The sequence below is a fragment of the Streptomyces sp. NPDC002536 genome, from assembly GCF_053594995.1.
Window position 1 is genome coordinate 56,201 of sequence record NZ_JBSFWU010000013.1, and the last position, 22,835, is coordinate 79,035.

The 22,835-nt window shown below is 73.8% G+C and carries 15 protein-coding genes and 2 pseudogenes; 8 read left to right on the forward strand and 9 right to left on the reverse strand.

The genetic code is table 11. The annotated features are described in order from the left end of the window. Positions 1-64: 64 nt before the first annotated feature. From ACWD4B_RS07600 to ACWD4B_RS07610, 3 genes and pseudogenes are all read right to left on the reverse strand, one after another. On the reverse strand, positions 65-445 hold the full coding sequence (locus tag ACWD4B_RS07600) for a DUF2620 domain-containing protein (protein ID WP_451419938.1): 381 nt from the start codon (positions 443-445) through the stop codon (positions 65-67). 42 nt (positions 446-487) lie between these two features. Next, positions 488-865 (reverse strand): annotated as a pseudogene (locus tag ACWD4B_RS07605) (PRD domain-containing protein); the annotation flags it as partial. Between the two features lie 14 nt (positions 866-879). Beyond that, positions 880-1,476, reverse strand: a complete 597-nt coding sequence (locus ACWD4B_RS07610; protein WP_451419912.1) for a TetR/AcrR family transcriptional regulator — start codon at positions 1,474-1,476, stop codon at positions 880-882. Between the two features lie 169 nt (positions 1,477-1,645). Between ACWD4B_RS07610 and ACWD4B_RS07615 the strand changes: the two genes are divergently transcribed. Further along, on the forward strand, positions 1,646-2,371 hold the full coding sequence (locus ACWD4B_RS07615) for a HisA/HisF-related TIM barrel protein (protein WP_451419913.1): 726 nt from the start codon (positions 1,646-1,648) through the stop codon (positions 2,369-2,371). A gap of 16 nt (positions 2,372-2,387) precedes the next feature. Here the strand turns inward: ACWD4B_RS07615 and ACWD4B_RS07620 are convergent, their stop codons facing one another. Both ACWD4B_RS07620 and ACWD4B_RS07625 read right to left on the reverse strand, forming a co-directional pair. After that, on the reverse strand, positions 2,388-2,927 hold the full coding sequence (locus tag ACWD4B_RS07620; RefSeq protein WP_451419914.1) for a hypothetical protein: 540 nt from the start codon (positions 2,925-2,927) through the stop codon (positions 2,388-2,390). A gap of 125 nt (positions 2,928-3,052) precedes the next feature. Next, positions 3,053-4,036: an AsnC family transcriptional regulator gene (locus ACWD4B_RS07625; RefSeq protein ID WP_451419915.1), complete on the reverse strand. Its 984-nt coding sequence runs from the start codon at positions 4,034-4,036 to the stop codon at positions 3,053-3,055. 137 nt (positions 4,037-4,173) lie between these two features. Here ACWD4B_RS07625 and ACWD4B_RS07630 point away from each other — a divergent pair, with 137 nt between their 5' ends. Further along, positions 4,174-5,553: a carboxylesterase/lipase family protein gene (locus ACWD4B_RS07630; protein WP_451419916.1), complete on the forward strand. Its 1,380-nt coding sequence runs from the start codon at positions 4,174-4,176 to the stop codon at positions 5,551-5,553. A 195-nt stretch (positions 5,554-5,748) separates the two neighbouring features. Here ACWD4B_RS07630 and ACWD4B_RS07635 read toward each other — a convergent pair whose 3' ends face one another. Beyond that, complete coding sequence (locus ACWD4B_RS07635; protein WP_451419939.1) at positions 5,749-6,231, reverse strand: phosphatase domain-containing protein; 483 nt, start codon at positions 6,229-6,231, stop codon at positions 5,749-5,751. Positions 6,232-6,360: 129 nt separating this feature from the next. After that, positions 6,361-6,735 (reverse strand): annotated as a pseudogene (locus tag ACWD4B_RS07640) (AAA family ATPase); the annotation flags it as partial. Between the two features lie 191 nt (positions 6,736-6,926). Here ACWD4B_RS07640 and ACWD4B_RS07645 point away from each other — a divergent pair. Both ACWD4B_RS07645 and ACWD4B_RS07650 read left to right on the forward strand, forming a co-directional pair. Then, positions 6,927-7,859 carry a TNT domain-containing protein gene (locus ACWD4B_RS07645; protein ID WP_451419917.1) on the forward strand — a complete coding sequence of 311 codons (933 nt, stop codon included), beginning with the start codon at positions 6,927-6,929 and terminating at the stop codon, positions 7,857-7,859. 155 nt (positions 7,860-8,014) lie between these two features. Next, positions 8,015-9,532 carry an adenosine deaminase family protein gene (locus tag ACWD4B_RS07650; RefSeq protein ID WP_451419918.1) on the forward strand — a complete coding sequence of 506 codons (1,518 nt, stop codon included), beginning with the start codon at positions 8,015-8,017 and terminating at the stop codon, positions 9,530-9,532. 53 nt (positions 9,533-9,585) lie between these two features. On the opposite strand, the gene ACWD4B_RS07655 is transcribed toward ACWD4B_RS07650, so the two are convergent. After that, entirely contained in the window at positions 9,586-10,614 is a 1,029-nt protein-coding gene (locus tag ACWD4B_RS07655; RefSeq protein WP_451419919.1) for a 3-oxoacyl-ACP synthase III family protein, read from the reverse strand. Positions 10,615-10,811: 197 nt separating this feature from the next. Between ACWD4B_RS07655 and ACWD4B_RS07660 the strand changes: the two genes are divergently transcribed. Next, positions 10,812-18,185, forward strand: a complete 7,374-nt coding sequence (locus tag ACWD4B_RS07660; RefSeq protein WP_451419920.1) for an SDR family NAD(P)-dependent oxidoreductase — start codon at positions 10,812-10,814, stop codon at positions 18,183-18,185. Here ACWD4B_RS07660 and ACWD4B_RS07665 read toward each other — a convergent pair. After that, a complete protein-coding gene (locus tag ACWD4B_RS07665; protein ID WP_451419921.1) occupies positions 18,156-19,805 on the reverse strand; it encodes an AMP-binding protein in 1,650 nt (549 codons plus the stop codon). The two genes, ACWD4B_RS07660 and ACWD4B_RS07665, sit on opposite strands and share 30 nt — an antisense overlap. A 188-nt stretch (positions 19,806-19,993) precedes the next feature. Here ACWD4B_RS07665 and ACWD4B_RS07670 point away from each other — a divergent pair, with 188 nt between their 5' ends. Genes ACWD4B_RS07670 through ACWD4B_RS07680 form a run of 3 tightly spaced genes read left to right on the forward strand, consistent with a single transcriptional unit; the run spans position 19,994 to position 22,829 of the window. Beyond that, positions 19,994-20,917, forward strand: coding sequence for an alpha/beta fold hydrolase (locus tag ACWD4B_RS07670; RefSeq protein WP_451419922.1), 924 nt, complete (start codon positions 19,994-19,996; stop codon positions 20,915-20,917). Further along, positions 20,914-21,894 (forward strand): NAD-dependent epimerase/dehydratase family protein, encoded by a 981-nt coding sequence (locus tag ACWD4B_RS07675; protein WP_451419923.1) that lies wholly within the window; start codon positions 20,914-20,916, stop codon positions 21,892-21,894. Before ACWD4B_RS07670 ends, ACWD4B_RS07675 begins: the two co-directional genes overlap by 4 nt. Then, positions 21,891-22,829, forward strand: a complete 939-nt coding sequence (locus ACWD4B_RS07680) for an alpha/beta fold hydrolase (protein ID WP_451419924.1) — start codon at positions 21,891-21,893, stop codon at positions 22,827-22,829. Before ACWD4B_RS07675 ends, ACWD4B_RS07680 begins: the two co-directional genes overlap by 4 nt. Positions 22,830-22,835: the final 6 nt, after the last annotated feature.

A 22,835-nucleotide genomic window follows, 5' to 3' on the forward strand; every position in this document is an offset into this window, starting at 1 on the left:
TGCCCTTCAGGACGCGGACGTCCGTCCGTCCTCGTCCGGGCATCCCTCACCGGACCATATGCCGTTACTTCACATGCAAACCGGGCGTCCCGTGCGCATCCGCGACGGCGCGGACGATGACCGGCGCCACGGCTTCGATGCGGTCGACGGCGAAGCCGAAGACCCTGACGCCTGCGGCGATCAACGCCGCGACCTGGTCGTCCCGCGGAACGGCACGGCCGAAGGTGTGGCAGGCGCCGCTGCCCAGCACCCCCACCAGCACCCCCAGCGAGGCTCCGGCGCCGGTGTGGCAGGTGCCGAGGTAGTAGTCGGCCCGCCCGGAGCGGAGTTCCGCGGCCGCGTCCATGTCGCTGGACTCGGCGACGTCGATGCCGTCCGGGGCGAGCTGCTGCACGAGGTGCGCGACGTCGGTCCTGCCGAGGCCGCCGGTGAGGATCCTCGTCATGGGCTGCCGCCGCCTTCCGTCGACCTCGCCGTCACCGTCGCAGGAGCGCCGTGCGAGCACGGCCAGGTGCAGCCCGAGAAAGCCGATCTCCGGTTCGGGCAGCGCCATCCCCAGCTCCGTACGTGCACGGGCCGCCACGGCCCGCGCACCGGCGACGGCCTCGGGATGGGCCTTCAGTTCGGCCGTCACCTGCGCGTCCACCTGCGTGTCCGGCACAGACTGCCCGACCGGCTGCCCGCCGGCCAGGCGGGTCAGCGCCATCATCAGGTGGCTCGTCAGCATCCCCGCCGTGTCCTCCGTGACACACCGCCCCGCGGCCGCCAGCGCGTGGAGTTCGTTCACGACGAACTCCACGACGGGGAGCGGGACATGGCCGCCCTCACGGAACATGCGGACCCGCTGTGCAAGCCGCTTGTCCATGCATTGGCCTCCGGTCAGCCCGTGGTGGCCCCGACGAGCGCGGGGTTGGGGGTGAGGATGCGCCCGAGGACCTCCTCGACCTCGGCGCGCGTGGGGAGCCGGGTGCCGGCCAGCCCGCGCAGGGTGAGGCCGGTCATGGCGGCCGTGGCGGCGTGCGCGGTGACGGGGTCGACGTAGGCGAGCAGGAGGTTGGTCATGGTCTCGGCGTACCGGTCGGCGATGGGCCGCAGGGCGGGGCGCCGGAGGGCGGCGAGGTAGAGCTCGAACTGGACGACCTGCTGGTCGCGTTGGGAGCCGAAGCAGCCCATGAGGGCGTCGGTGAGCAGGACGGTCAGCTGGGTGGCGGTCAGCTGGGGGCGCTGGGCGGTCCACTCCTCGAGAGCGGCGGCGTAGCGGTCGTACGCGCGTTGCAGCGCGGCCTGGATGAGGTCGTCCTTGGTGGCGAAGTGGTAGGTGGTCGCCCCGAGCGGGACGTCGGCCACCTCGGCCACCGCGCGGTGGGTCAGGCCTTCGATACCGCGGGCGGCGATGACCCGTTCCGTGGCCGCGGCGATCTCCTCGATCCGCCGGGCGGGGTCGCGGCGGCGCCGGGCGGGCTGGTCGGCGGCCATGCTGGGGGCTCCTGTGGTCCGGGGAAGCGGGGCTGTACGCCCGTACCGTACCCGGGATTCCGGTCCGGACGGCCGCGGCGGAATCGGGCGGCCGCCGACGTGGTGTACAGATGCGGCCCCCGCGGTCATGCTGTTCACCCGAACAGGAGGCTCCGGTGAGGAGGCGGTCTTGTCGTTGACGGTGTTCCCGTCGATCCACATCGACCGGGGAAAGGTCGTCCACCTGGTCGAGGACCGGGTGGTGCCGGAGACGGCGGAGACGGACCCGCTCGCCGTCGCCCTGAAGTTCCAGGGCCAGGGCGCGTCCTGGGTCCACCTCGTCGCGGTGTCGGAACAGCTCCACGAGGCGGACCTCGCCACGGTCGTACGCATCGTCGGCAGCCTCCGCATCGGTGTCCAGGCGCTGTTCTGCTCCGTGACCGACGACCACACCCTGCGCCGTGCACTGCGCACCGGCTGCGCGCGGCTGAACCTGGGCAGCGCGGCCCTGTCCGACCCGGCCTGGTGCGCAGAGGCCGTCGCCGAGCACGGCGACCGCCTCGGGGTCAGCGCCCTGGTCCGTACGACACCGCAGGGCCCCCGCGTCGTCGCCGACGGAGGAGCCGGCGACGTCGGCGACCTGTGGCCGGTCCTCGACCGGCTGGCCGGCGCGGGCTGTGCGCGGTGCCTGGTCACGGACATCGGCAGGGAAGGCACGTTGACGGGCCCCAACCTCTCCCTGTTCCGGGACGTCTGCGCCCGCACGGCCATGCCGGTCCTCGCCGCCGGCGGCATCCGCGGGCTCGACGACCTGCGGGCCGTCGCCGCACTCGTACCGCAGGGGGTGACGGGCGCGGTCGTCGGCCGCGCCCTGTACACCGGCGGGCTGTCCCTCTCCGAGGCCCTCGCCCTCTGAGATCCGGCCGGCCGGGTCAGTCCCAGGGGTTGGCGCGCTGGTCGTCGATGGCGGTCCACATGCGGGTGCCGGCCGGCAGCGCGCCGTAGGCCCAGAACGTCCAGCCGCCGGTTGCGGCGAGGTCCGGGCCGTAGTGGCCGTCGTGGAACTCGGCCATCCGCCATCCCGCGCCGAACTCGGCCTGGCAGACGGTGTCCGCGGCATTTCGGCTGTTGAGGCGCGAGCCGCGCACGGGTCTGCTGGCGGCCACCGTCCCCTGGGCCCAGCCCGCGTAGAAGCCGGGGGTGATCCCGTCGGGTACGGGGCTGCCGTCGGCCTTCAGGCAGAGGACGGGCAGCACGGCGCTCGCCGGGGTGTCGCCCTGGTAGGGGTTGCTCGGGCTGCCGCCGGGACCGCCGACCTGCACGGTGCCGTCCGGCCCGTCGGCCAACTTGGCCCAGGTCAGCCCCGGGTGGGTGGCCGGAGGCGCGGCGTGTGCAGGGGCGGGGACGGACAGCAGGGCGGTCGCGGCAAGGGCGGCCGCTGCGGCCAGGGTTACGGGTGTGGCAGGGCGCATGACGGATCCTCACGGGTCGATGAGCGGATGTCCGGCGCTGTTCTCAGGGGTCGGGGCGAGCATTGTGTACGCCCTTCACGTCTCCTTCACAGCCGGGAACCGGACATCCGTTCACCCGTGTGCGGTCATGCCGCGGGCATCCGGGCCCGGGTCAGCCCCGTGCGCTTGACGGTGGCCAGCAGCGGCGTCGTCTCGACGGAGCCGACCCCGTCGAGGGCGCCCAGCGTGCCCGTCAGGAATCCGTACAGACCGCCGGGATCGTCGGTGGCCACCGCGACCAGCAGATTGGCGCGACCGGTGATGGCCGCCGCGAACCGCACGCAGGGATGGCGGCTCAAGGTGCGGCCTGCCGTGGGCAGTTCCCCGGGGGCGACGGACAGCCACAGCAGGGTCTCGGCACGGATGCCGAGCAGCGCCACGTCGACCTCGGTGGCCAGACGTACGACATGGCCCTGCACGAGGGCGTCGAGCCGCCGCCGCACGGTGAGCGGACCGACCCCGGCACGCCCGGCGAGCGCGGTGTACGGGCTGCGGGCGTCCTCGGCCAGGGCGCCGATCAGCGCACGGTCGATGTCCAGCGGTGCCGGCGGGGGAGCGGGGTCGTCCGGCACGGGGCACAACTCGGCGGCCTCGTGCGCGGACAGCAGCCCCGCGTGCCACGCGAAGGCGGCCGGAAAGACGTGCAGGAGGGAGTGGGCGGCCCAGGACTTCACGGCGGCGGTGGCCGGGAGGTCGCGCAGGAGCAGCCGGTCGCGCGCGTCCGGCCCGTCGAGGAAGACGACGGCACTGATCTCGTCCCCGCCGCCGAGGACGTCGACCCAGGTGGTGTCGGGACGGCGGGCGAGGGCGGCGGCGACCGCGCGCACGCGGCCCGGACGGCAGCGGATGCGCAGCACCAGCGGGATCAGCCCGGGGAAGCGGGCCGGGCTGCGGACCGCGGTGGCGCGCAGCGTACGGCTCTCGTAGAGCGGCCCGGCCCGCCGGACGACGGTGCGTTCGGACAGCCCCAGGACCCGGGCGAGGGTGCGCCAGGTGGCGCGGGGCGCGAGCAGCAGGGCCGCGGCGATCCGGCGTTCCGTGTCGTCGAGTTCGGGCATGGGGTGGCGCACATGCGCAACAGTAGGCCCCGTCCGTGACACACTTTCCGCCCGCTTCCCGCCGTCGTTGGCCGCACATGGCATGCCGGGCGTAGACAGGTCCTGCCCGAGAAAGTCGGAAGAAGTCGGCGAGGAGAGGGAGACCGGAAGTGGCGTCGGACGGACAGGACCTTTCGGACGAGCAGGATCTTGTGGTGGTCACCGGCCAGGGCCGGGTGCGGGGAACGGCGGAAGGCGAGGTGGCGGCGTTCCGGGGCATCCCGTACGCGGCCTCCCCGGTCGGCGCGCTGCGCTTCGCACCCCCGGCGCGGCACCCGGGCTGGAGCGGCATCCGGGACGCGGCCCACGCCGGGCCGTCGGTGCCGCAGGGACCGTCCCGCCTGGAGGCGGTCATGGGGCCCCGGGTGCCGGACTGGGACGAGGACGGCTGCCTGACCCTCAACGTCTGGACCCCGGCCGCGGCCCTCGGAGAGGGAGCCGGGCTACTGCCGGTGCTGGTGTGGTTCCACGGCGGCGGCTTCAGCAGCGGCTCCGGCGGCTGGGACTGGTACGACGGCGCACGGCTCGCCACGCTCGGCCCCGTCGTCGTGGTCACTGCCAACTACCGCCTGGGACCCCTCGGTTACCTGTATCTGCCCGAGATCGGCGCGAGCAACCTCGGCTCCCAGGACCAGGCCGCGGTGCTCGGCTGGGTCCGGGAGAACATCGCGGGCTTCGGCGGCGACCCCGATACGGTCACGGCCGGCGGCCAGTCCGCGGGCGCCCACTCGGCCTTCTCCCTCGCCATCGCCCCGCGGACCCGCGACCTGGTGCAGCGGGTGATCGCGCAGAGCGGCCCGTGGGGCCTCCCGCCGCAGGACCCGGCCGAGGCCGCCGCAACGGCCCGCGACTACCTGCACATTCTGGGCATCACCGGAACGGATCCGGGCCCCGCCCTGCGGGAGCTGCCCGTCGAGCGCCTGCTCGCCGCCCACCGCCGGCTGGCCGCCGAACGGGCGCGCCCCGGCAGCATCGCCCCCGCGATGTATCCGGTGCTCGGCGGCCCCGGCCACCCCCACCCCTGGCGCCAGGCCGTCGCCGCAGGCGCACTCGACGACAAGGACCTGCTGCTCGGCACGACCGGCGACGAGATGAGCGCCTTCCATGCGCTCGCCCCCGACGCACCGGCCGGCCGGCTCGCCGACCGGGCCGGCGACCGCGTCTTCCAGCGCGGCGTCACCGCGATCGCCACCGGCCGCGCCCGCCAGGGCCTTCCGGCCTATGTCTACCGCTTCACCCGGAAGCCGAGCCCGGATCCGCTCGGGCTCGGAGCCACGCACTGCGCCGAACTCCCCTTCCTCCACGGCACGTTCGACGCCTATCCCGAGGCGCCGATGCTCGGTGCCGTGAGCGCCGACGACCGCGCCCTGGCCGACGCCTTCGGCGGAGCGCTTGCGGCTTTCACCGCCACCGGCTCGCCCAACGGGCCGGGCCTGGCTCCCTGGCGGCCGTACCGCACGGCGGCGGACGTCAGGGAGTTCGGGAGCTAGCGGCGCCCCGTAGGGGCGCGGGGCTGTTTCGATTTGCGGCTCCGCCGCGTGGGCGCGACCAGCTACGACGCTCCCGCAGTCGAGGTTCTCGGGGCTTCGCCCCGGACCCCTGGGTGGTGCGTCGGCTGCAGGCCGGTGGGGGCTGGTCGCGCAGTTCCCCGCGCCCCTTACGGGGCGCCGTGGTGCCGGCAACGCCTACGTGCGGCCCTCGCGCTCCTGGACCACGGCCAGGAGCGGCTCCGGCTCCATCCACGGTGCGTGCAGCACCCGGAATCCCGTGGCCTCGTAGGCGGTGCAGACCTGCACGTCGTCGTCGACCACGGCGGTGACGCACCGCTCCTGCGCCAAGGAGCGCAGCAGTTCGGGCTTGACCGTACGGGCCGGCCTGCGGTCGCCGTCCCGGCGCATCAGGAGCGGGCCCCTGGGCAGGCCCTGCCGGGCCAGCCAGTCCTCCGTGTCACGACGGCAGCTCTCCGGGCGGCCGGTGACGTACGCGAGGTCGCACTGCCGGGCACAGGCCAGCGCGAGCCCGACCCCCTCGGCCAGCGGCGGATCGGCCGGAGCAGCGGCGAAGAAGGCCTCCCAGTCGCGGGGACGGGCCCGCACCAGGTGCAGGCGGTGCCGGACGTCGGCCAGCGTGCCGTCCAGGTCGAACACCGCCACGGCCCGGGGTTGCAGGCCCGCAGCACCCTCTTCCTCCTCCGCCGGGCGCACCAGGAATCCGCCGTGCCCGTCCAGCCGCACTTCGTGCACCGCGTCGAAGCCGTCCGCCGGCCGTGGCCGGCGCAGCTTCTTGAGGGTTGCGTACACGCCGACTTCGGGCACCTTGGCAGGGCCCTCGCGCACGGCGTTGCGCAGCAGCGAACCGATCACATCCGGCGGGAACCAGTAGGCGACGACCGGGACGCCGTGCGAGCGCGCGGCCGCAACGAGCGGATCCCACTCGGCGGGCGAGGGATTGGTGTTGTCGACCACCACCGGCACGCCCTGCGCCAACGCCTCCTCGACCAGCCGCATCTGACGGCGCTGCCGGTGCTTGGCCCGGCGGAAGAGGTCCTTGCTGACGAGGGCGTGCGTACCGGCGAAGGTCCGGCCGTAGAAGGTGGACTTGCCCGAGGCCTGCAGGCCCACCAGCACCACGAGCTCCGTCCGGGGAACGCCTGCATCGTTCGGCTCGGGCACGGCGGCGGCTCCCTTCGGCGTCGCCGCCCATCGTACGCGGAGAGATCAAGCCACTTCGCCCACCGCATACCCGGACCGGCGGTGGCGGAATTCCTCCCTGTGCGTTCCGCCGCGCTGCTAAGTTCCGTGGCCGTTGCAACTTGTGGGAGGCCTGCGGTCCGTGGGCCCGAATGCGGAACCGGGAGGCCGGAGTGAAGGGCAGCGTCTGGATATCGACCGCCACGTGCGCGGCACTGTTCGCGGGCACGGCCCTGGCGGGCACGGCGCAGGCCGCGCCCGCGGGCCCGGCCCCGGAATGCGCGGTGGCCGACCACGGCGACTGGTCCCTCGGACCGGACAAGCTGCCGGTCACGGCCCCGGTGGGCCCGCTCGTCACGGACTACGACAAGCTCGGCGGAGCCGACAGTGCCAAAGACTTCCTCGACGCATGGAAAAACGACAACTGGGATTGGCGCTACCCCGATGACGACGGTTTCGCCGGCACCCCGAACCGCGTCACCGTGACCTACGACGCCCATCACGAGGTGTACGTCGACCGTTTCGGCGCGGCCACGGGCACGTTCGTCTCACCGGACGCGAAGTCCGCGCCCGCGTCCTATGCGCAGCGGTCCATACCGCCGTCGAATCTGCACACGTACCGGAACGACGACGGAACGTACGGTGCCACCTGCAACTACCACGTCTACAAACTGCTTCCGGGCAAATCCTTCACCGGGCTGCAGGGCTCGATCGCTGCGTGGTTCGGGCAGCCCGGCGGCGGGACCCAGATCAAGCTCGACAGGCCGGTCCGTGACCTGATCGCGGCCCAGGTCCTGGCCGAGGTCGCCCCCGGCCGCAAGGGCAAGGCGCCCCGGCACGTGGCCGGCCCCGCGCTGCACGCGACCGACCGCTCGACCCTGCGCGCCGGGCTGAGGCGGGCCGGGGTGCCCGACGCGTCCTACCGCATCGACGGAGTCCACGAGCCCCGACTGCCCGCCACGGAGTACTACGTGCTGCGGCAGACCGCAGGCCGATGGACCGTCGCCCTGACGGAGCGCGGCAAGGAACAGGTCGTCGCCCGCTACGCCGACGAGACGTCGGCCTGCGCCCGCCTGTACGACGAACTCACCGGCCGCCTCGGCTGATACGCCCGCGATCGCACCGTCATCGCGACTCGCGCAGTGACGTCCGCATCACCACTCAGCAACTGCCGTCAGGAGAACGGGTGACCCTCGCCAACCACCGGGCCCGAACAGGCCGTTCGCCTCTCGGCAGTCGTCGGAAGTGGCTGCGTACGGCGATGGCAGCCGTGATGTGCAGCAGTGCCCTGCTGGTCGGCGGCACGCCGCATCCGGCCGTGGCCGCGACGGATCCGACCGCGGCCACGGCCGCCCGACTCGAGCGCATCCGCGGCGATGAGAGCGCGCTCCGGGCCTTCCTTCAGGAGATGCCGAAGGGCGCGGACCTGCACAACCACCTCAGCGGCGCCGCGTCCACTGAACTGCTGATGGGCTTCGCCGCGCACGACGGCCTCTGCATCGAGGAGGACTCGCTGCGCGCCGTCCGGCCCCCGTGCGCCCCCGGCAGTCGTCCGGCCTCCGACGCCGGCCACGACCAGGAGTTCCGCCGCCGTATCGTCCGGGCCTGGTCCATGCAGGACTTCGTGCCCGGCCGGGAAACCGGGCACGACCACTTCTTCGCCACGTTCGGGAAGTTCGAGGAGACCACGGTCGGCCACACCGGCCGGATGCTGAGCGAGGTGGCGGACAAGGCCGCCGAGCAGCACCAGTTCTACCTGGAGACCATGGTCTCCCCCGACGAGGACGAACTGGGCGCGCTGGTCCGCACGGCCGGCCCCGACGACGACTCCCCGGCCCGTCTGCTGAAGAGGATGACGACCGGCGACGGCCTGCGCCGGCTGGTGGAGCGCACCAGGAAGCAGACGGACCGGGCGATGGCCGAGTTCCGGACCGCATCGCGCTGCAACACCGCCGCGCCGCACGCCGGTTGCGCGCTGCCGGTCCGTTTCATCACCCAAGTCGAGCGTTCGGCCCCTCCCGCCCAGGTCTTCGCCGCGCTGCTGCTCGGCTTCGAACTGACCCGGCAGGACGAGCGTTTCGTGTCCGTCAACCTCGTGGCGCCCGAGGACGGTCCCGTCGCACTGCGGGACTACGACCTGCACATGCGCATGCTGGAATACCTGCACGCGCGGTACCCCGCAACGCACATCACCCTGCACGCCGGTGAACTCGCGCCGGGCCTCGTACGGCCCGAGGACCTGTGCTTCCACATCCGCCAGGCGGTGCTCACCGGCCACGCCGAGCGCATCGGCCACGGCGTCGACGCGCGCTTGGAGGACGACCCGGAGGACCTGCAACGGACGCTGGCCGACCGGCATGTCCTGGTGGAGGTGCCGCTGACCAGCAACGACCAGATCCTCGACGTCTCCGGCAGCAGGCACCCCTTCGCCTTCTACCGCGCCCACCACGTGCCCGTCGCGCTCGCCACCGACGACGAGGGCGTCTCGCGGAGCGACATCACCACCGAGTACCAGAGGGCGACGACGACCTACGGCCTGGACTACCGCACCCTCAAGGATCTGGCCCGCACCTCCCTGGAATACGCGTTCCTGCCCGGCCGGAGCCTGTGGACCAGCCGCGACGGCTTCACGGTCGTTCCGGAGTGCGCACACGACCGTCCGGGGAACGGGGACCGGCACCCCTCCGCCGCGTGCACGCGCCTGCTGGCCGCGAGCCCCAAGGCGCAGGTGGAATGGCGACAGGAGGGGGCCTTCGCGGCCTTCGAGGGCGCCCCGTAAGGGGCGCGGGGAACTGCGCGACAAGCCCCCACCGGCCCGCAGCCGGCGCCCGGTCACAACCGGATCAGGACGAGCCCCATACTGAACCCGCTGGCCAGACCGACGAGGGCGACCACGTCGCCGGGCATGACACGGTCGGACCGCTGCGCCAGGGCCAGTTGCAGCGGGAGGGACGCGGACGCGGCGTTGCCGTAGCGGTCCACCGTGGCCAGGAACCGGCTCTTCGGCAGGCCGATCATGGCGCAGGCCTCGTGGAACTGCGGCATGGAGATCTGGTGGACGGCAACGAATGTGCTCTCGCGCACCATGGCCATCTCTTCCGACGCGTGCGCCAGCGCCAGACGGGCCATCTCGTGTCCCGTCTGCGACAACTGGTTCTCGTTGAGCCGCAGGCAGTAGTGGTCGTCGTCCACGGAACGCGGATACATCGAGCCGCCGGACTTCACCGTGCACGCCTCCCAGGCGGAGGAGTCGGCGGCGAACATCGTGTGCAGGACTCCGGGATCGTCCGGACCCGCCGGCCCGGCGGTCAGGAGCAGGGCGGCGCCCGCGTCGGAGACGGTGTAGCCCGGCAGATGACGCATGAACGTCTCCTGGTCGGGCGCGTGCCAGCGGGTGGTGAGCGTGGTCGTCTCCCCGCAGGCGACCAGCACGGTGCGGTGCCGGCCGGTCTCGATGAAGGCTGCGGCCGTCTCCACGGCGTTGAGTACGCTGTTGCAGGCGTTCTTCACGTCGAACACCGGGCAGGAGGCGCCGAGTTTGGCCGCCACGATGTGGCCGGTGGCCGGCTCGACGAGGTCCTGCGACGTGGAGGCGAACAGCAGCAGATCCACCTCGTCGACGCTCGCCCCCGCCATGTCCAGCGCCTCGACGGCGGCCGCCACCGCGAGGTCGGACGCCTGTACGCCGTCGGATCTGACATGCACGCCCCGGACACCGGTGAGGTTCTCCAGCGCGCCGGGCGGCGGAACGAAGGGACTCCCCGCCGCGATCATGCGCGATCGGATCTGTTCCATGGTCCGGTACTGCGGCGGCAGGTGCACGGCGTTCGACAGCAGCCGGGCGCGGCAGGAAGGCGGCACCCCGTCACCGTACGGCGGCGGCACGGGCAGGACCACGCCACCGGAGCACAATCACCAAGTGTCCACGTTTTCCGCATTTTCGGGGGAGATCGCCTCACAACCGGCCCGTTCCGTCCACGCTGACCGGCCCGCACCCGGGTAGGGATGACAACCTGCGCTGGGGCAGGCCGCGTTGGGGAACCGGACGGGGGCCGACGATGGAGTGCAACGACCGCGCGGTGGCCGTCGTCGGCGTCGGCTGCCGGCTGCCCGGCGGGATCTCGGACCTGCGGGGGCTGTGGGAAGCCTTGTGCGAGGGCCGGGATGCGGTCGGTGAGATCCCGCCGGACCGGTTCGACAAGAACCGTTTCGTGGACCCCGGAGGCCTGCGCGCCTGCCGGAGCTACACGGCGGCCGGCGGCTTCCTCGACGACGTGGCCGGCTTCGACGCCGCCTACTTCGGCATCGCCCCGAAAGAGGCCGAGGCCATGGACCCGCAGCAGCGGCTGGTGCTGGAAATGGCCGCCGAGGCGCTGGACGACGCCGGGATCCCCGTCGAATCGCTGGCCGGAACGGACACCTGCGTCTGCATCGGGGTCTCCGACCCGAGCTACGGGACGATCCAGGGGACGATCGAGCAGTACGCCAATCCCTACACGATGAGCGGTTCCACGCTGTCCATCGCCGCGAACCGTGTGTCGTACTGCTTCGACCTGCACGGCCCGAGCATGGCGATCGACACCGCCTGCTCCTCCGCGCTGGTGGCCCTGGACCGCGCGTGCCGCACCCTGCTGGACGGCACCAGCCGCACCGCCCTCGCGGGCGGCGTCAACGTGCTGGGCAATCCTTACTCCTTCGCCGGCTTCTCGCACGCGGGCATGCTCTCGCCGAGCGGCCGCTGTGCCGCCTTCTCCGCGGACGCCGACGGATTCGTCCGGGCCGAGGGCGGGGGAGTGGCCGTCCTCAAACGGCTCGCCGACGCCCTGGCCGACGGCGACCGGATCCACGCGGTGATCGCCGGCACCGGCACCAACTGCGACGGCCGCACCCAGGGCCTGGCCCTGCCCAGCACCCGGGCGCAGGAAGCACTCCTGCGCACCGTGTACGAGCGGGCCGGGGTGGACCCGGACGAACTGGTGTACTTCGAGGCCCACGGCACCGGAACCCTCGCGGGCGACCCGGCCGAGTCCCAGGCGATCGGACGGGCCCTGGGACAACGCCGCACCGTGGGGCCGCTGCCCATCGGCTCCGTCAAGTCCAACCTGGGCCACCTGGAACCGGCCTCCGGAATGCCCAGCCTCTTCAAGGCCGTGCTGGTCCTGCGGCACGGCACGGCCCCCGCCACGCTGCACGCCCAACCCCTCAATCCGAACATCGACTTCACTGCCCTCGGCCTCGCCCCCACCGTCGAACCCGTCGAACTCCCGCTCTCGGACCGGTCGGCCGTGGGCGTCAACTCCTTCGGCTTCGGCGGGGCCAACGCCCACGCCGTCCTCACCGCACCACCGGCCCCTGCGCAGCGGGGCGACGAACCAGCCGGAACGCTTCCCGTGGTGATCTCTGCCCGTTCGGCCAAGGCACTGCGCGAACTGGCCGCACGCGTCGCAGCACAGCTGCGGGAGACGGCACCCGAGGACTTCTACGACCTCGCCCACACCACCACCCTGCGCCGCAGCGCCCACCCGCACCGCGCCGCCGTCCTGGCCGACAGCCCCCACGAGGCCGCCGACCGGCTCGACCGGCTCTTCACGGACACACCCGCCCACGGAGCCACGGCCCGCAAGGCCCGACGGGACACGGTCGCCTACGTCTTCTCCGGCAACGCCTCCCAATGGCCCGGCATGGCCGCCGACCTCCTGGCCGCCGACCCGGTCTTCCGTGCAGCCGTCCAACAGGCCGATGCCGCGCTCGCCCCGCACCTGGGCTGGTCGGTGACGCAGGAACTGGCCGAACCGGAAGCAGCCCGCTGGCAGCGCACCGAGATCGCCCAACCCGTCCTGTTCGCCGTGCAGATGGGCCTGGTGGCCGTGCTGGCCGCCCACGGGCTGCGTCCGGCGGCCGTCGCCGGGCACAGCGTCGGCGAAGTGGCCGCGGCCCACGCCGCCGGGGCCCTCACCCTGCAGCAGGCCGCCCGCGTGATCGCCGAACGCAGCCGCACCCAGGGCACCACCGCAGGCACCGGACGGATGGCCGCCGTCGGCCTGTCCGAGCACGCGGCACGGGAGGAACTCGTCCCGTACGCCGATGCGTTGGAGATCGCCGGAATCAACAGCGACCGCGCCGTCACCGTCGCCGGCGATCCGGAAGCGTTGGCCGCCCTCGGCGCGGAACTGACGGCCCGGGACGTCTTCTTCCGCGAACTCGACCTCGACTACGCCTTCCACAGCCCCGCCATGGACCCCGTCTCCGGCCCGCTGCGGACCGCACTGGCCGGACTGGAACCCACCGCCGCCCGCATCCCCTTCCTCTCCACCGTCACCGGCACGGCACTGCCCGGCGAGGCCCTGACCGCCGACTACTGGTGGCGCAACGTCCGCGAACCGGTCCGCTTCCACGAAGCCGTCACCCGCATCCTCGACGGCCACGCCGACATCGTCGTCGAGATCGGCCCGCACCCCGTGCTGCGCCCCTATCTGCAGCGCACCGACGCCACGTACATCCCCACCCTGCACCGCGACGGCGACGGCCCCCGCGAGACCACCACCGCCGTCGCAGCCCTGCTCGCCGCGGGCGCGGCCGTCGACCGGCAGACGCACTTCCCCCGCCCGGGCCGGGTGACCGACCTCCCCGCCTACCCCTGGCAGCGCGAACGCCACTGGCTCGGCACCCCGCACGACGTGGTCGTGCGCACCAGTGGCACCGGAGCCCTCGACCACCCGCTCCTCGGCGAACGCCTCCCGGCGCCGCACCCGGTGTGGGAAGGCGCCATCGAGCCCCAACTGGTGCCCTGGATGGGCGACCACAGGATCGCCGGATCCGTGCTCATGCCGGCTGCCGCGTACGTCGAGATGGCGCTGTCGGCCGGCCGCCGCGCCTTGGACCGGCCCGTGGAGGTACGGCACCTGGGCATCGCCAACCCGCTCCCGATCGCCTGGCCCGACCCCGGAACCGCCCGGCTGCAGACCGCCGTCACCCCGGAGGACGGTGCGCTGACCGTCAGCACCAGCGAGGGCCGCGGCACCGCCTGCCACCCCGTCGTCCGCGCCCAGGTCCGTACCCTGCTCGGCACGGCGCCCGCCCCCATCGACCCCGAGGCGATCCGCGCCCGGTGCTCCCGCACCGTCAGCGGGCCGGACTTCTACGCGACCTGCCACAGCGTCGGCCTCAACGTCGGCCCCGCCTTCCAGCTGCTGCACGAACTACGGGTCGGCGACACCGAATTGCTGGCCGACTACCGCAACGAGCACCCGGCCGAGGCCTACACCGTCCACCCGGTCCTGCTCGACGGCCCCTTCCAGGCCACGGTCGCCCTGGTGGAGGAGCACATGCGGGCCGGCCGCGCCTACCTGCCGTCGACCTTCGACGCGGTGAAGGTGTGGCGCACACCCTCTGCGCACGGCGTCGTCCACCTCCACCAACGCAGCCACACCGAGACCGAGTTCTGCTGGGACGTCACCTACGCCGACGCCGACGGCACCGTCACCGCGGAGATCGCGGGGTTCCGCACCCGGCGCGCGTACAACACCGACCGGACCCCGCTGACCGTCCAGCGCACCGTCCTGCGCGCCGCTCCGCACCCCGCGGTACCGGCCGCTCCCTCCCCGCTGCCACCCGCCGCCGACCTGGCGAACGCCGTCCACGACCGGATCGACCGGCTGCACGACGCCCTGCAGGAGACCGGCCACGACCGCTTCCGTGCCGCCGTCGACGAAACCGCGGCCCACTGCTGGGCCGCAGCCCTGGCCGGGCTGCTCGACGACGCCTCCGCCGCGTTCGCCCTGCCCGACCTCCGCCACGGCGGGCTGCAGCCGCGCCACCGGCGACTTGTGCGGCTGATGCTCCCGCTCGTCGCCCGGCACGGACTGGCCCGGCCCGCCGCCGACGACCGCTGGCAGCTGACCGGTACCGCACCCCGTCCCGAACCTTTCCTCAAGGCCCTGATCGAGGACCACCCGGCCTTCGTCGCCGAGACCCTCCACCTCAACGCACACCTGCGGCACCTGCCCGCCATGCTGCGCGACGCCCCGGGCACACAGGAGGCCCTGGAGACCGGTGCCACGGCCTACGAGCAGATGTACGCCGCCGCGCCCGCCCACCGCTTCACCCACCGCGTCGCCCAGAACTGGCTCGGCGAGATCGTCCGCCACTGGCCCGACGACCGCCCCCTGCGCGTCCTGGAACTCGGCGCCGCACCCCACGCCCTCACCGAGGCCCTGCTGCCCCTGCTGCCGGCGGACCGCACCCGCTACACCTGCACCGACCGGTCCGAGGCCGCCCTCACCGCCGCCGGACACCGCTTCGCCGCCCACGACTTCGTCGACCACCGCACCTTCGACCCGGACACCGACCCCACGGCCCAGGGCTTCTGCGACGGCGGATTCGACCTGGTCGTCGCCGACGACGCCCTGCACACCGCCACCGACCTGGCCGGGACGCTCGGCCGCGTGCGCACCCTGCTCGCCCCCGGCGGCCACCTGCTCGCCGTCGAGTCGCACGACGCGCAGCACCAGGCCCTCCTCCTCGGCGGCACCGAGGACTTCTGGCAGCGCCACGACCGCACCCTGCGCCCCGACACCGCGCTGCTGCCCCGGGACCGGTGGATGCCGCTCCTGGAACAGTGCGGCTTCACCGGCACCGTACAGGCGGGCACCGACGACCGCTCCGTCCTCCTGACAGCCGCCGACCGCCTCCCCGCCACCGAACCCGACCCGCCCGCGCCCGAGCCGGGCACCGCCTGGACCGTCGCCGTCGAGACGGCCGACGAGACACCGACCGCGCAGACACTCGCCGGCCTCCTGGGCACCGCACACCTCATCACCGCCCCCGACGACACCTCCGCCTGGGCCACCGCACTGCCCGCCGAACCCGGCGGCGTCGCCCTGCTGTTGAGCGCGCCTGTCGACGGTCCCGGAGACGCCGTCTCCCGGACGACGCACCGCGCAGCCCTCCTGCGGGCCCTGGCCGCCGCCTGCACCGAACGGACGGAGGCAACCCGCCCGCAGGTATGGCTGGTCACCCGGCCCACCGGCCTGTTCCCCGCCCCCGAACGCCCTGCCCACCCCCTCGACGCGGCCGCCTGGGGAACGGCCCGCACCCTGGCCAACGAACAGCCCGACCTGCACCTGCGCCGGATCTCCCTGGACCGCGGCGACGACCCGGCCGCCGATGCACGGCGCCTGGCCCGTGAACTGCTCGCGCCCACCGACGAGGACGAGATCGTCCTCACCCGGCGCGGCCGGTTCGTCCCCCGCGAGACCCAGCGCCCGGCCGACCAGCCCGAACTCCTGCCCGCGAGCACACCTTTCGCCCTGGACGTACGGGATCCGGGCTTCAACCGCCGGCTCGTGTGGCGGCAGACGGAACCGTTCCGGCCGGGACCCGGAGAGATCGTGGTGGAGGTGAAGGCCGTCGCGCTCAACTACCGCGACCCCATGCGCGCCAACGGACTGCTGCCGCCCGAGGCCGTCGAGGGATCCCCGCTCGGCCGCGGGCTGGGCACCGACGCAGCGGGCATTGTCAGCGCCGTCGGCCCCGGCGTCACCGCGTACGCGGTCGGCGACCGGGTCAGCGGGCTGATGGCCGCGGCGCTGGCCTCGCACTGCCTCGTGGACCCCTCCGCCGTCGGCATCATTCCTGACGGCATGAGCTTCGCCGAGGCGGCCACCTTCCCGGTGGCCTTCCTCACCGTCCATCACACCCTCGTCGACGAGGCCAGGCCGCTCCCCGGCGAGACGCTGCTGGTGCACGGCGGCGCCGGGGCCGTCGGACTGGCCGCTCTCCAGTGCGCCCGCACCCTGGGCCTCCGCGTGATCGCCACGGCAGGCACCAGGACCAAGCGCGACCTGCTCCGTACCCTCGGCGTCGAGCATGTCCTGGACTCCCGCACCCTGGACTTCGCCCCGCGCGTGCGCGAACTCACCGACGGCAAGGGCGTCGACATCGTCGTCAACTCCCTCAGCGGCGAGGCCATCGCGCAAAGCCTCGACCTGCTGCGCCCCAACGGCCGCTTCATCGAACTCGGCAAACGCGACATCTTCCTCAACAACCCGCTCCTGCTGCGCCCGTTCCACCGCAGTCTCACCTTCATCGGCTTCAACCTCGACAGCATCGTCTTCGACCCCGTACGCGGCCCCCGCCTGGTGGTCGACACGGCGATGCGGGCAGCCGACGGCCGGTACCGCCCCCTCCCGCACACCGTCCACCCCGCGGCCCGCGTCGACGAGGCCTTCCGGCTGCTCCAGCACTCCCGCCACGTCGGCAAGGTCGTCGTCGCCCTCGACCCACTGGACGAACCGGTCCCCGTCGAACCCGTCCTCACCATCCCTGCGTTGGACCCGGACGGCACCTACCTGATCACCGGCGGACTCGGCGGCTTCGGCGCCGCCACCGCCGAGTGGCTCGCGGACCGCGGCGCCCGCCACCTCGCCCTGACCAGCCGCCGCGGGGCCGACACCCCCGAGGCCCCGGCCGTCGTCGAACGCCTCGCCGCGCGAGGGGCGGCGGCCACCGCGTACGCCGCCGATGTCACCGACGAGGCGGCCATGCGCGCAGTGATCGCCGCCGTGGACGCCACAGGCCACCCGCTGCGCGGCGTGGTGCACTGCGCCATGCAGTTGGACGACGCCCCGCTGGCCGACCTCACCGACGAGCGCTTCGCCGCCGTGTTCGCCCCCAAGGCCGCCGGGGCGGACGTCCTCGACCGCCTCACCGCCGACCGGGAGCCGGACCTCTTCCTGCTGTACTCCTCGGTCACCGCGGCCACCGGCAACCTCGCACAGGCCCCCTACGTCGCCGCCAACGCCTACCTGGAGGCCCTCGCGCGAGCCCGCCGCCGCGCCGGACGCCCCGCCACCGCCCTCGCCTGGGGACCGGTCGCCGACACCGGATACGTCGCCCGCAGCAACCTGGCGGCCACCATGACCGGCCTCGGCTTCGAACCCGTCACCTCCACCGACGCGTTCGGAGCTGCCGACCACCTCCTCGCCACCGGCACCGACGTCGCCGGCATCGGCCGCTACCGCTGGGGCCGCGCGCGCCGACTGCTGCCTTCCCTGGCCACACCCCGGTACGGTGCGCTCGTCCCCGCCGGCGCCGCGGACGCGGACGAGACCCGCGAGGAACTGCTGCGCTCCCTGGCCGCGATGAGCACCGAGGACGCGGTCCGCGCCATCACCGAGGCCCTGGCCCGCCACCTCGCCGGCGTCCTGCACATCGACCCGTCGGAGCTGGACCCCGACCGCAACCTGGAGGACTTCGGCGTCGACTCCCTCATGGGCGCCGAGTTCATCCTCCAGGCCCGCGAATACTTCGGCATCCACATCCCGCCCGGCGAACTCATGGGCGGCGGACGCACCCTGACCCACTTCGCCCGCCTGATCCACGACCGCCTGGGCCTGCACCCCTCACAGGGCACTCCGCCCCCGGCTCCGTGAGGCGGACCCGTCGACCCTCGAAGCGGCCCAACCCGCCAGCCGCGCACGGTCGATCTTCGCCGCGTGCCGGTGGTCCACCGGCAGCGACCGGTGGAACAGGACGGGCTCCGCACCCGTCACCGGCAGCTCCAGCCCGTCCAGCACCTCCCGGACGCCGCGGCACACCTCCGCGCGGTCCGCGCGCAACGTCCCGCGCTCCGGCTCGACGATCACCACCGGCTGCTGCGCGGCGGCCGGTCCGACGCCCACCAGCGCCGTGCGGCGCACACCCGGCACCGCGTCGAGAGCCGGTTCCACCTGCTCGGTGAACAACGGTCCCCCGATCGTGCGCAGTTGGTGCGCGAGGCGGCCGTAGAACCAGATGCGGCCCTGCTCGTCCAGCCGCCCCGCATCGCCCATGCGGTGCACGACCACGCCGCCCTCCTCGTACTGCTTCGCCGCCAGGGTGGCCGCCGGATCCAGATAGGCGGGGCTGACGTTCGGCCCGGAGACGGCGAGTTCACCCACGGTGCCGCAGGGGGCATCCGCGCCGCTGTACAGCGCGTCCGGCGGCAGGACGCGGACGGTGACCCCCGGCACGGGACGGCCCAGGCACACCCCCTGCCCCCGGGCCGTGGCCGCGCGCAGCGGGAGCAGCTCCCGGTGGCCGATCATGCTGACCGGCAGGGCCTCGGTGGCGCCGTACACGCTCAGGACCGTCGCGTCGGCGGGCAGGCACACCCGCAGCCGGTCCAGGACCGCGTACGGCAACGACGCGCCGAAAGAGGCGACATGACGCAGGGTCGGCAGGGGAGTGAGCGTACGGATGCAGTAGCGGGCCAGCCGGTCCAGGAGCGCGGGCGAGCCCATGAGCACACCGGCCTCCGTACTGTTCACGGCGTGCGCCAGGTCCCGGGCGCGCAGGCGCGTGGGACGGGTCAGATCCACGCGCGGGACCACCGTGGTGGCGCCGAGCAGCGGCCCGAGCACCGCGGCCGGCACGAAGGCGGCCACGACCGTCCGACCCGCCAACTCCACACCCTCCGGCAGCGCCCGGAGCTGCGCCTGCAGCGTGCCGTGCCGGTGGACGACACCCTTGGGCGGCCCCGTCGCACCGGAGGTGAACACGACCATCGCCGGGGCGTCGTCCGGCGGGTCGGCCAACGTCCGCCACGGAGGAACGGCGCGCCGCAGCCGCCGAAGCGTCCGGCCGGGCCACAGCCGGGGACCCGCCACCACGCGGTGGCTCACGGCATCCCCGCCCCAGCCCAGCAGGCGCCCGGCGAGGTGGGCGAGCGGCTCGGCCAGCAGGACGTCCGGTGCGGCGGCCGTCAGACAGCGCCCCATCACCCGCAGCGGGAGGGAACCGTCGACGAGGACGGGGACGGCTCCCATGCCGACCAGGGTCAGCACGCAGACCCCCAGCTCCACCGGGTCCCGGGTCAGCACGGCCACCCGGTACCCGGGCCGGATCCCGGCCCGGGCCAGGGCCGCGGCGGTCGCGAGGCTCAGCGCGGCGGCCTCGGCGTTGCCGAGCGCCGCGAACCTCCGCCGGCCCTGCGGGTAACGCAGGCACACGCCCCCGGGCGCCTCCTGCAGGGCACCCAGGACGGTACGGGCCAGCGGGGCCACGGCGGACACCTCCGTGCGGTACGGGCCGGTGCTGTCGGTCCATTCAGCCCTTATCAGGATGAGGACGACACCGTCGCGGCGGCATCACCTACATGAGTGATTCCGGAGCACCCCGGCGCAGGACGAGCCCGTAACGGGAATGAACTCGACGTCAAAGCAGTGAAGTTGACGCCATTCGCACCGCGAAAGGCCGCCCCGTGTGCGCAGCAGCCGACCGCCCCCGCCGGCCCGACTACCCCTTCACCTCACAGTGGTTCGCGCACACCGACGGCAGCCGGCAGCACTACGTGGACGAGGGCACCGGCCCCCCGGTGCTGATGGTGCACGGCAACCCGTCCTGGAGCTACGCCTGGCGCCACCTGATAGCCGGACTGCGCGACGCCTACCGGTGCATCGCCCCGGACCTGCTCGGCATGGGCCTGTCCGAACGCCTCGCCCCGCCCCTGCCCGCCCTCCTGGCCGGACACCAGATCGCCGCACTCGACGACCTCGTCCGCCACCTGACCGACGAGCACGGAGCACCGCGGCGCGGATGGACCGTGGTCGCCCACGACTGGGGCGGACCCGTCGCCCTGACCTGGGCCTGCCTGAACGCCGACAAGGTGGACCGGGTCGTCGCCCTGAACACCGCCGTCTTCCGCTTCCCCGAACACGCCCTGCCCCCCTGGTGGTTCCGCCTGCTGCACCTGCGCGCCGTCAGCTCCCCCGCCGCGCACTGGACACCCGGCTGGGCCCACGGAGCCGCCCGGCTCGGCGTGACCACCCCGATGCCCCCGCCGGTCCGCCGCGCCTTCACCGAGCCCTACCGCCGACGGCGCCGGCGCGCCGCCCTGGCCCGCTTCATCCGGGACGTCCCGCTCACCCCCCGCGACCCCGGCTGGGCGCTGCTGGCCGTCGTCGAACGCATGCTGCCCGCCCTGGACCGCACACCGATGCTCGTCGGCTGGGGCATGCGCGACCCGGTCCTGCGGCCGCCGCTGGCCGACGCCTGGCAACAACGCTTCCCCCACGCGCGCGTGCTGCGCTACCCCGACGCCGGCCACTACGTCCTGGAGGACGCGCGCGCCGAACTCGTCCCGGCCATCCGGCACTTCCTCGACACCACGGGAGAGCAACGGTGAAGATCCTCGTCACCGGCGGCAGCGGCTTCCTCGGCAGCGCCGTGTGCCGGCAACTGGCCGTGGCCGGACACGAGGTCAGGTCGCTGCAGCGCCGCTTCGGCGAGCCCCTCGCCGCACTCGGCGTCGACCAGCGCCTCGGCGACATCCGCGACGCCGACGCCGTCCGCCGCGCCACCGCCGGCTGCGACGCGGTCGTGCACACCGCCGCCCGCGTCGGCGCGGCCGCGGACCCCCGGCCCTGCCACGACGTCAACGTCACCGGAACCCGGCACGTCCTGGACGCCTGCCGACGGCACGGCGTCGGCACCCTCGTCCACACCTCCAGCCCCAGCGTCGTCTTCGACAACACCGACATCGACGGCGGCGACGAGACCCTGCCCTACCCGCGCCGGCCCCTCGGCCCCTACCCGGCCACCAAGGCCGCCGCCGAACGCCTCGTCCTGGCCGCCGACGGCCCCGGCCTGGCCACCGTCGCCCTGCGCCCGCACTGCATCTGGGGCCCCGGCGACCCGCACTTCGCGCCCCGGCTGCTGCGCGCCGCCCGCCTCGGCGTCTTCCCGCTCGTCGGCGGCGGACACAAGCGCATCGACACCGTCCACGTGGACAACGCCGCCCACGCCCACCTCCTGGCCCTCGACCGCGTCCGCCCCGGCACCCCCGCGGCAGGCCGCCCGTACTTCATCACCCAGGGCAGGCCGTGCACCTTCGCCCGCACCCTGACCCTCTTCTTCCGCGCCCTGGGCCGCAACCCGCGCCTGCAGCCCGTGCCCGTCCCGCTCGCCCGCGCGACCGGCGGGCTCTGCGAGGACGGCTGGCGGCTGCTCCGCCTGCCCGGAAGGCCCCCGCTCGACCGGTGCCTGGTGGCAGGAGCGATCCACGCGAACTGGTTCGACATCACCGCCGCCCGCACCCACCTCGGCTACACCCCCCTCGTCAGCACCCCGGAAGGGCTCGAACGCCTGCGGCGGACACGATGAGCCCCCGGCCGCCCCTCACCGCCGCACAGGCACGCCGCCTCCCCGACTACCCCTTCCAGGGACGCTGGTTCGACCACGGCGCCTGGCACCAGCACTACCTGGACGAGGGCCGGGGCACCCCGGTCCTCATGGTGCACGGCAGCCCCACCTGGAGCTACATGTGGCGCCACCTCGTCCTCGCACTGCGCAACCGCTACCGCTGCATCGCCCCCGACCTCAGGGGCATGGGACTCTCCGACCGCGCACGCGACCCGGACGGCGAACTCCTCGCCGACACCCGCGCCCAGGACCTCGGCCGCCTCGTCGACCACCTCACCACCGACCGGGGCGCACCCGCACGGGGCTGGACGCTGATCGTGCACGACTGGGGCGGCCCGGTCGGCCTGTGGTGGTCCCACCTGCACCCCGGCGTCGTCGACCGCCTCGTCGTCCTCAACACCACCGCGTTCCCCCCGCCCCCGGGATACCAACTCCCGCGCGCCGCACAGGCCCTGAGACGGCCGGCGCTGGGCAGGATCGCGCACGCCGCCAACGCCGTGGCGCACCTGACGCTGCGGCAGGCCCCGTGCCGCCCGCTGCCGCAGGCCGTCCGCGACGCCTACCTCGCCCCCTACCGGCACCGCCGCGACCGGTCCGCACTGGTGCGCTTCACCCAGGACATCCCCCTCGGCCCGGCCGACCCCGGCCGGCCCCGCGCCCGCCGCCTCGGCCAGGCCCTCATCACCTTCACCCAACTGCCCGTCTTCATCGGCTGGGGTATGCGCGACCCCCTCCACGACGACCTCGTCCTCGCGGAATGGACCCGCCGCCTGCCCCGGGCATCGCTCCACCTCTATCCCCGCGCCGGGCACTTCGTCCTGGAGGACACGGCGGGGCAACTCGTCGAGGACATCAAGGACTTCCTCGCTGTGACGGACCGGGGGACGGGCGCATGACGGTGC